General features: G+C 37.7%; 9 protein-coding genes and 1 pseudogene. 5 read left to right on the top strand and 5 right to left on the bottom strand.

The window, feature by feature from the left end; all coding sequences use genetic code 11:
* Positions 1 to 240: 240 nt before the first annotated feature.
* The 4 genes from J7E66_RS24555 to J7E66_RS24540 are packed head-to-tail and all read right to left on the bottom strand — an operon-like array spanning position 241 to position 3,670.
* On the bottom strand, positions 241 to 1,707 hold the full coding sequence (locus J7E66_RS24555) for a glycoside hydrolase family 1 protein (RefSeq protein ID WP_215004687.1): 1,467 nt from the start codon (positions 1,705 to 1,707) through the stop codon (positions 241 to 243).
* Positions 1,700 to 2,062: a PTS sugar transporter subunit IIA gene (locus tag J7E66_RS24550; RefSeq protein WP_215004684.1), complete on the bottom strand. Its 363-nt coding sequence runs from the start codon at positions 2,060 to 2,062 to the stop codon at positions 1,700 to 1,702. Before J7E66_RS24550 ends, J7E66_RS24555 begins: the two co-directional genes overlap by 8 nt.
* A 22-nt stretch (positions 2,063 to 2,084) precedes the next feature.
* Positions 2,085 to 3,335 (bottom strand): PTS sugar transporter subunit IIC, encoded by a 1,251-nt coding sequence (locus J7E66_RS24545; RefSeq protein WP_215004680.1) that lies wholly within the window; start codon positions 3,333 to 3,335, stop codon positions 2,085 to 2,087.
* Between the two features lie 26 nt (positions 3,336 to 3,361).
* Positions 3,362 to 3,670, bottom strand: coding sequence for a PTS sugar transporter subunit IIB (locus tag J7E66_RS24540; protein ID WP_215004677.1), 309 nt, complete (start codon positions 3,668 to 3,670; stop codon positions 3,362 to 3,364).
* A gap of 190 nt (positions 3,671 to 3,860) precedes the next feature.
* On the opposite strand from J7E66_RS24540, the gene J7E66_RS24535 reads away from it, so the two are divergent.
* Positions 3,861 to 5,762 (top strand): BglG family transcription antiterminator, encoded by a 1,902-nt coding sequence (locus tag J7E66_RS24535; protein WP_215004672.1) that lies wholly within the window; start codon positions 3,861 to 3,863, stop codon positions 5,760 to 5,762.
* Positions 5,763 to 5,918: 156 nt separating this feature from the next.
* Here the strand turns inward: J7E66_RS24535 and J7E66_RS24530 are convergent.
* Positions 5,919 to 6,008, bottom strand: a pseudogene (locus J7E66_RS24530) (YvrJ family protein); the annotation flags it as partial.
* A 105-nt stretch (positions 6,009 to 6,113) separates the two neighbouring features.
* Between J7E66_RS24530 and J7E66_RS24525 the strand changes: the two are divergent.
* The 4 genes from J7E66_RS24525 (at position 6,114) to J7E66_RS24510 (ending at position 8,594) form a co-directional block, all read left to right on the top strand.
* Positions 6,114 to 6,458 carry an MmcQ/YjbR family DNA-binding protein gene (locus J7E66_RS24525; protein ID WP_215004669.1) on the top strand — a complete coding sequence of 115 codons (345 nt, stop codon included), beginning with the start codon at positions 6,114 to 6,116 and terminating at the stop codon, positions 6,456 to 6,458.
* A gap of 202 nt (positions 6,459 to 6,660) precedes the next feature.
* Positions 6,661 to 7,134 carry an SMI1/KNR4 family protein gene (locus J7E66_RS24520; protein WP_215004666.1) on the top strand — a complete coding sequence of 158 codons (474 nt, stop codon included), beginning with the start codon at positions 6,661 to 6,663 and terminating at the stop codon, positions 7,132 to 7,134.
* 135 nt (positions 7,135 to 7,269) lie between these two features.
* Positions 7,270 to 7,827: a hypothetical protein gene (locus J7E66_RS24515; protein WP_215004663.1), complete on the top strand. Its 558-nt coding sequence runs from the start codon at positions 7,270 to 7,272 to the stop codon at positions 7,825 to 7,827.
* Between the two features lie 503 nt (positions 7,828 to 8,330).
* Positions 8,331 to 8,594, top strand: a complete 264-nt coding sequence (locus J7E66_RS24510) for an ArsR/SmtB family transcription factor (RefSeq protein WP_308162577.1) — start codon at positions 8,331 to 8,333, stop codon at positions 8,592 to 8,594.
* Positions 8,595 to 8,663: the final 69 nt, after the last annotated feature.

Here is an 8,663-nt window from a genome sequence, read left to right as displayed (position 1 = left end):
CGTATCAAGCTGAGGGAGTTCAGGAAAAAAGCACAAAAAATGCCAATATTGAGGACTGAATATGTTAAAATTTAGTAAAGGGGTGGTTGAATGAAAGATCAAAATAAACCTTTTAATGATGTAATAGACCATTTTAACAAGATTGAAGGAATTTTACTCACTAAATGTAAAAAATAGACCCCACGAAGTGAGGTCGTTTTCTAAATGCTGTCTTTATTTTCAGAAGCAAATTCCCATTTACTAGTTGGTTATAATGGAATCTTCCTCTTGTGTGCTTAATTCTTCGCCATTTGTCTCGATCACTTTTTTATACCAATAATAGCTATCTTTCAGCAGCCGTTTTTTTGTGCCTTTGCCATAATCGTCCTGATCTACATAGATAAAGCCGTAGCGTTTTGACATTTCTGATGAGGAGCAGCTGATAATGTCAATCGGGCCCCAAGCGTAATAGCCGCGCAGGTCAACGCCATCTTTGATGGCTTCTTTCATTTGTTCGATGTGGGCGCGAAGGTAGTCAATTCGGTAAGGGTCATGAATTTTGCCATCTTCTAATTGGTCATAGTATCCCACGCCATTTTCTGTGATGTAGATTGGACATTGATAGCGATCATAGAAAAGATTTAGGAAAATTCGTAATCCAACAGGGTCAATGGACCAGCCCCAAGGGTTTGCGTCCAATTCCGGGTTACGATGGTCTTCATTACCGTTTGCATAACTTTCCGCATCGCAAATACGGGTGTAATAGTAGGAAAAGGACATAAAGTCAGCCGTGTTTTTCAACGCCTCTTCATCACCTTCGCCGAATTCTACATTGATTCCAATATCATCAAAATATCGGAAGGCATAACCAGGGTAGTACCCGCGCAGCAATACGTCTGCAAAGAAGTATTCCATTTGATTATGGCGAAGGGTAGCGAGTACATCTTCTGGTTTAGCGGAGGCAGAGTATGTTGGACCACCGCATAGCATCATTCCGATTTGTAAATCCGGATAGTTATCGTGTGCGTATTTGGTCGCGTGACCGCAGGCTACCATTTCATTATGAACACCTTGATATTTTGCTTCCATCAGGTTTTCGACTTTATCTTCCGCAATTCCCAAATGGTTAAAGGATTCGTGTCCGATTAAGTTAATTTGGTTAATGATAATCCAAAGTTTTACCTTGTCATGGTAGCGATCAAACAATACTTGACAGAAACGATTAAAGAATTCAATGAGCTCGCGAGAATACCAGCCTTTGTAAGCCGTTGTTAAGTGTAAAGGCATTTCATAGTGAGATATGGTGAGCATGGGAACCATCCCATTTTTGATGATTTCATCAATCAGGTCATCGTAGAATTTCAAACCTGCTTCATTGGGTTCCAATTCGTCGCCATTAGGAAAAATGCGAGTCCAGGCAACAGAGGTCCTGAAGGTTTTAAGGCCCATTCCTGCTAATAATTTCAAATCTTCTTTGTACGTATGATAAAAGTCGATTCCCCAACGTTTAGGAAACACGCGATCGGTACTGTTTAATGCTGAAACAATGTAGTTCGTATCAAGTTCTCTATTCGTTTTTTGGTCAATCGGAATATCTGCGCGAAATTCGTTGATGTCCGCCACGCTTAATCCCTTGCCGTCTACGTCATACGCGCCCTCGGCTTGGTTGGCCGCAATCGCTCCACCCCATAAAAAATCTTTTGGAAATCCAGTTGGTATTCTACTCATGTTCCATCACCTTATCTAACCTTTCTAATTTTGTTAACCGCGCATCATATGTTTCAAAAATTTTGATCATGCGCTTTGCGATATTAATTTCGCTATAAATCGTCATTAATGTATCCTGTGCATGGGCAAAGAGGACAGAATATTCGCCGGCTTCACCTTGAGTTTCGACTGAAATGCAATTGGTTTGAATCCTATGTGCTTTCACGATTTCATCATTGGCACGTTTGATTTCTTCTTTTGCTTCCACAAAATTACTGTTTTCAATTGATTTTAAAGCGTTCATGCAATGAACGCGTGCATCCCCTGCATGGAGAATGATTTGCATTGCATTTTGCGCTGTTTTTTCTTCAATCATGGTTTATATCTCCTCGAAAAGATTATTTCGCTGCACGTAATGGGGCCTTTTCCTCTTTAAATTCGTTCTTCATTTCTTGTTTTTCATACACTTTAAAGAAGGGATACCAAATGAACGTTGCTGCAGCTAAACAGATGAGCATTAATAGAATTCCTGTAATCGTTCCCGTTGTAATCCAAGTTGAAATAGGAAATGGAACATACCATAAGTCGAATACAATCTTGGGGATAGGCGCAAAGTTGATCACTTTCGTTCCAATCCAAATGATGGTTGGCAATACAAGGGAGATGATCCACATTGGCAACATCATAATCGGGTTCCAAGCAATCGCTCCAAAGACAATGGGTTCATTAATGTTAAAGATGCTAGGGGTAATACTAGCCCGTCCAAGTGCTTTCAGTTTTCCATTTTTTGAGAAGGCCATCATGACCACTAAAGGCAATGTGGCACCGATACCACCAATCCACAGATAAGCTGAAAAGATGGTTTCAGATGTGACGAGGTTAGCAGCACCTGCAGTAGCATTGGCTGTAATCGCAGCCAGAAAAACGGGCTTCGTTACTGGGGTCAGCACCCAAGATGAAATCCCCATTGTGTAAAGGAAACAGGTTACAAAGCTTATAAGGACGAAGCCCCATGGTGTTTCAATCACATTTGACAGCGGCATAAAGATGCCTAAGATCGTGTTGTATAAATCAAATCCGACGATATCGACGACTAACCATGTTGCAACGATGACAACTCCAATTGGAAGCATGGCATCAAACCAGGCTCTTACAAAATCGGGAATGACCGATTCTTCTTTAAAGAAAGAGAAACTTCCGAATAGTCCCATGATCCAACCCGTAAATACACCTGCAACAATCGCTACGAACATACCGCCGGCACCTAATGATGCATGGCCAAAACCAACTGTTTTATCGGCAACGACTTGGGGCGTAATAATGATTAAGAAAGTAATAAGACCTGTACAACCTGCGATAAAGCGTTGTTTTCGCAATCGTTTCTTTTCCATTAAGTTAAATGGGATCAAGAATGAAATTAATAAGGATAATACCCCCATGGTCCAGCCGAATAGCGTCCAAAAATTAGGGTAGTTATTAATTTTGAAGACGTCACCTGGGATGGTCAGTAAACAAAATACTGAGCCTAATAGGATAAACGGCAGTAATTGCATGATCGAATCTTTTAGGGTTACGACCCAGACATTATGATTAATTTTATTCATTTTAGGGGAGAAATCATTTTCAAGCCATTTAATCATTTTATCCATTTTTTTGACCCCCGACTTTTAATTTTTTAGAATTCTTTTAATAAATCTTCTAACGCAGCGTCCCCATCAAGAGTAGAATAATAGGTAGGTTTCATCAGTAAAACTTTCACATCCGTATCACCAATATAATCCTCAATTTCATCTAAAATATAAGCTAAGTGAGGACCCACCATTAACGCATCAATTTCATCAATATAGTTTTCAATTTCCGCTTCACCGCGGGCTTTGATGGTAATGTCAAGATTCCGCTTTGCAGCTGCCTTGCGAATGTTTGCCGCCATAAAACCTGAACTTGCCCCAGATCCACACACCAATAATACGTTTAATTTTTCCATTAATTATTTCCCTCCGTTGTTTCATATTTTGATAGCGCCATCATTTCCTTATCCTTACTATAAAATGATTCTCGACAACTCTCAAATATCCATTTACACTATAGTGGTGCAAATAGTTATCTGGTATAGTGCAAATGCATATATATTGTGGTTCAAATCTATTAAACCCTAGATTAAGGCGGTTGTTGTGATGAATGTTAAATACAGGAATATCCTTCGACATTTAAGTATGCAAAATGACTGGACTTCTTCAACCCAACTTGCCAAAACGATTGGCATTTCAAAAAGGAGTGTGAAAACCTATATTTCCGATATAAATTCCATGGAAGAAGGTTTGATTACTTCATCGAAAAAGGGTTACAAAGTGGACTTGGAAAAATTAAATCCATTTTTAGCATCAACGAATGAAATCATCCCGCAATCTCCGAAAGAACGGGCCGATTACTTGCTAAAGTGCCTGGTAAATGCGGATGGGCCGCTCGATCATTATGATTTGAGCGATGAATTATATATCAGCGAAATCACATTAAAGAACGATTTACGTAAGGTAAGGAAGCGTTTAGTTGAACATGAGTTGGAATTAAAGATGTCTGTGGCTTCCATTCAGATTAGTGGAAATGAAAAAAATAAACGGAAATTAATGAGCTCCATTCTTTTTCGGGAGACGAATGATAGTTTCTTGGATATTGATAAGCTAAAAGCCTCTTTTGAAGGGTTTGATATTGACTATATCCGTGATGTCATAGCAGAAGTTTTTTCTTCCTATCATTACTTTACAAATGATTATGCGCTGACGAATATTGTTTTACATATTGCTATTGCGATTGACCGGATGAAAAATGGGTTTAGCTATACGGAGCAGGTAGATGAGGCAGTCAATCTTGAGAAGGAAAATGAGCTTGCTCATGTCATTGCCAGTCGTCTTGAAGGCAACTTTGGGGTCAAGTATTCGGAGAGTGAAATCCGCGACCTTGGACTGCTGATTTCAAGCAGTGGCACCAGTATCAATTTCATGCAACTGCAGCTTTCGGAACTGCAGGACGTGGCCGGAATACGGTGTATCAATTTAGTGGGGAAGATATTAGAGGATTTGGAGACTAATTATTACATTGTCATCGATGACGCCGATTTTTTAATTCGCTTTACCCTTCATATTAAAAACCTGCTGATACGATTGGAGAATCGTTTTTCTAGTAAAAATCCGTTGACTTCAGCTTTAAAATTAAATGCCCCTTCCATTTATGACTGTGCTGTTCATGTGTCGCACACGATCAAAGAGGAAACGGGCTTTACGATGAATGACGATGAAATTGCCTTTGTTGCTTTTCATTTAGGTTACGCTCTCGAAATGCAAAAGCAAGCCCATTCAAAAATTACCTGCTCCATTCTGTTCCCGTTCTATTATAATTTCAACGTCCAGTTGATGGAGAAATTGAAAAAACATTTTGGGGAGGATCTTCTGATCCAACATGTGGTGACGAATGAAAGCGAGTTAAGCGCTTTAAATAGCGACCTCATCATCTCAGCCGTGCAACTGAATTCTGTCCCAAAAGTGCCGTTTGTGTTAATTAATCCATTTTTCTCTAACATAGACATCAATAAGGTTGCGAATAAAATAAGTGAACTGAAAGAAATGAAACGGAAAGATTCGTTCAAGAAAAATATTAATAGAATGACGGACCAACAGCTTTTTGAAAATACTGAATCAATTTTGACGCAAGAGGACGCCTTGACGAGAATGTGCCACATCATGGAACAACATGACTATGTTGATGCTAGTTTTGTTTTGAATGTCATGGAACGGGAGGCGATGTCCTCAACGGCATTTGGCTGCGTCGCAATACCGCATGCGATCAAAATGAATGCAAAGAAGACCGGCATGTTTGCTTTGATAAGCGAAAGAGGAATTCAATGGGGCGATTTAACCGTAAACATAGTTTTACTATTATGTGTGAATAAAGAGGATCGAAAACTATTTCACGAAGTGTTCGATGCACTCGCCACCATATTGACAGAAGATGGGAACATTTCGCAAATACTCACCGCAGAAGACTATCCAAGTTTTGTAGACAATCTTGTTGCTTGTTACTGAAAAGAAAATGTTGGCAGGTTTCCTGTTTTATCTTAAATAGGCACCAAAGTCTACTTGGATAGTCCTATGATGGATCAACTCGACTTATGTCATTTGATTGGTTGCAGGAAAGAGACCTTCTCGGTGGAGAAGAGTCTCTTTTCTTCATGATTTACATTACGCCTTCATTCGGTAAGGAAGATTCTGAATCAATTGAATCACCATCTCCAGCTTCGATTCGATGCGATACAGCAGGTAGAGGGTGACGAAATTTATTTTATGGTTAGATTAAATTATTTTGTACCAACTAAATTTGCAACGGGTTATTAATTGAAGAGGATTGCATACATCCAATGTTGTAGGAGTGAAAAAATGAAAACCAGAGAGGAAGCAATTAATTATTGTTTGAAATTGGAAAACACTTATGAAGATTATCCGTTTAGCGATAAGAATTGGACGTTAATGCGACATAAAGAAAACAAAAAGGTATTTGCCTGGATTTTCAAAAGAGGTGACCATATTTGGATTAACCTGAAATGTGAAAACGGCTGGTTGGATTTCTATCGTCAGAATTACCCTTCAATAGTTCCTGCCTTCCATCTTAATAAAGAACATTGGAATTCCATTATTCTTGACGGTACTATTCCAGGGGAAGTTATATACGACCTAGTTAGACGAAGCTATAACTTAACAAAGCAAAAAAATAAATTGAGTTAGTTATCTACTTTTAAAGGAAAGATTGTGAAAGAATACACTTAAACTAAAGGGTGCTTGGGTTGAACAAAAGAGTCGCAGCTGCGGCTCTTTTTCTTGTTCCACTAACGAAGCAGTTTAGTTCAACAAGAATTATTGCGATAAGCAGGATTTTATTGGACTCAATCGAACTCTAAATAGATAAATTGAAATGGGAGTATGGAAAATGACAAATAATGAAATAATTATCGAAGCCAAAAGGCTTGTAGAAAGAATTAAGTTAAAATATCCCGATTTTGTTGGCAAAACGGCAACCGAAAGTGATTTAGCAAAATTAGAAATAGAACTTAAAATAAAATTGCCCGAATGGTATATCGAATTATATACAACCGTCCCTTTAATAGATGCAGAGTTCGGAATCCAAGAAGATGAACCTGATGAGGATTATGATGGGGTTTCATATATTATATGGGGAGGTGTGGATGACATAATTGATGAAAGCACTAAATATGAACCTGGAATATCGGTATTAGAGGATGGATATGTTTTTTTAGCAAGTTGTTCCCACGGAAGCGGTGACCCTATATATATCAAACTAAGTTCAAAGCAGCCAAGCGTATTTCGAATATACCACGATGATTATTCAAAAAATCAATTAGCAGAAGACCTTACTTCTTTGTTTAAGAATGTAATAATCTAACCAGTTCGGTACTACCCATCTTCTTCAACTAACGGGTGCGATAATTCAATAACGAAGGTCGCTTTTTTAACGGGTCAGGCGATTAAATAAGAGAGCATATATGATAAATAATATTGGGAATGGAGCTTATTTTGTATGACTAGTAAAATCAATTTTAAATTTATGCCTTATTATGATGAAATGACTCCTGAAGATTACCATCACTTCGACATATGGGGGAAACTGGACATATTAATTGACGGTGTTTCATTTTTTAGCAATTATAATTATCCTGAAAATGAGGATCCAATAGGGGTTACAAAAGAAGGATTTGTATGTCAACTTGCCACTTTTCTTGGAGAGTTACCTGACGTGCCCCAGAAATTATACGAGGAAGAGAAAGTTGTTGTTGAAGATGATTCAACAAGTAGAACTCTGGTGTTTTCCCTGCGGGAAAATTTAGTTTCGTTCGCACTTTGTAGATTCGAACCAACTTTTCCAGGCTGGAAGAATGGAGCATTCTACGATGGGGTAACAGTAACTCGGTCGAAAAAAATTCCTCAATCCAATAGAAATATTATAGAGATTGAGAGTTTTAAACAAGGATTAAAAAATGGGCTGCAAAATTTTGTTGAAGAACTCATAGTGAATCATCCCGATATTGTTAGCAGTAATGATTTTATGAAGATAAAAAATGCAATAGAGCGTATCTAAAGACTCACTAGTTATCAACCGGTAATTAACTAATAATCCAAATAACGCATTATTTGTAGTTGTCCCTATTCAACTAACGGGCAGTTATCTAGAGTATCCCTATGTTTGTTAACGTTGAAAACTATAAATACTTACTGTTGATAATGCTTCTACAAGGATAGAAAACTGGTATTTTTCCTATCTTTACTTACATTGAATACTGTAGAAAATCATACTGTAGATAAGAAGCAGGTTAGTGGAAGAAGAAATTGTATTCGAAAAAAGAGATTGGAAATTATTATTAAAAAAGATAATTAGAATGTGTGGAAGACTAAAAGTTATATTAATAAAATCATTTTATTTAGGAGCGAGCATCATGTAGTGGTATACAATCACATTCTTAAATTAAGAAAACAGCCTTTGAATTAAAAAATAAAAAGCACTCTCTTGACAGAGCATCTCTGATGAAATACAATATTTCTAGAAATACTGAAATAAGCATTGCTGAAAGGAGGTTTTTAGCGGTGAGTGATGATATTGCTGTAAAAGTCTATAAGGCACTAGGTGAATCGACTCGTTTACAAATCGTAAAATTACTTGCTCGACAATCAGAGTTAGCCTGCCTGGAAATGGCAAATCAATTAAAAGTCCCCGCCAATTCAACATTGACACATCATTTAAAACCATTACTCGATTGCGGATTATTAGCAGTTCGCAGAGAGGGAACCTTCAGATATTACAGTTTACAACGTGAGGTCCTTGAACAATACGCACCCGCTTTGCTTTAATGTTAAAGCGGAATAATTTTAATTTTAATTTTAATTTTAATTTTAGTATTTATAGAAATACCGAATAAT

Source organism: Bacillus sp. ISL-7 (genome assembly GCF_018613065.1).
The sequence above is the reverse complement of the archived record's forward strand: the minus strand, read 5'-3'. Positions and strand labels throughout refer to the sequence as shown.

What these genes read in the sequence shown, in the direction of transcription:
- J7E66_RS24550 (WP_215004684.1), bottom strand. Translation starts at nt 2,062, where the DNA reads ATGATTGAAGAAAAAACAGCGCAAAATGCAATGCAAATCATTCTCCAT.
- J7E66_RS24520 (WP_215004666.1), top strand. Translation starts at nt 6,661, where the DNA reads ATGACAAATAATGAAATAATTATCGAAGCCAAAAGGCTTGTAGAAAGA.
- J7E66_RS24555 (WP_215004687.1), bottom strand. Translation starts at nt 1,707, where the DNA reads ATGAGTAGAATACCAACTGGATTTCCAAAAGATTTTTTATGGGGTGGA.
- J7E66_RS24525 (WP_215004669.1), top strand. Translation starts at nt 6,114, where the DNA reads ATGAAAACCAGAGAGGAAGCAATTAATTATTGTTTGAAATTGGAAAAC.
- J7E66_RS24535 (WP_215004672.1), top strand. Translation starts at nt 3,861, where the DNA reads ATGAATGTTAAATACAGGAATATCCTTCGACATTTAAGTATGCAAAAT.
- J7E66_RS24515 (WP_215004663.1), top strand. Translation starts at nt 7,270, where the DNA reads ATGACTAGTAAAATCAATTTTAAATTTATGCCTTATTATGATGAAATG.
- J7E66_RS24545 (WP_215004680.1), bottom strand. Translation starts at nt 3,335, where the DNA reads ATGGATAAAATGATTAAATGGCTTGAAAATGATTTCTCCCCTAAAATG.
- J7E66_RS24540 (WP_215004677.1), bottom strand. Translation starts at nt 3,670, where the DNA reads ATGGAAAAATTAAACGTATTATTGGTGTGTGGATCTGGGGCAAGTTCA.